This window comes from Tsukamurella pseudospumae (assembly GCF_001575195.1).
GTDB classification, from domain to species: Bacteria; Actinomycetota; Actinomycetes; order Mycobacteriales; family Mycobacteriaceae; genus Tsukamurella; species Tsukamurella pseudospumae.
On the sequence record NZ_LSRF01000071.1, the window covers coordinates 1 to 312 of the forward strand.

Consider the following 312-nt stretch of genomic DNA (forward strand, 5'->3'; position numbering starts at 1 on the left):
GACGATCAGGTGGCCGTGCAGCTCGCCGCCACGTTATCGGCGGCCGCGATCGGGCCGCGGTGGGCGCGCCCGGGCGGCGCGAGCGACGAGCGGGTACTGCTGGCCTTCGCCGCGCTGTGCGAGCAGGCGCACGCGGTAACGATCAACGTCGACGTGCGGCGCCTCGCTGAGGCCGCGAACGTCGATGCCTCGACCGTCTCACGAAGCCTGCGGCGCCTCGCGGTCGAGGGCTGGGTGCGTCTGCAGGCCGTGTCGGAGGGCACCGCAGCGGCGTCGTGGACCCTTCTCGATCCGCCTGCATGTCCAGCTGCA

At 73.1% G+C, this 312-nt stretch carries 1 pseudogene; it reads left to right on the plus strand.

What is annotated here, in order from left to right:
• Window positions 1–312, plus strand: a pseudogene (locus AXK60_RS25145) (hypothetical protein); the annotation flags it as partial.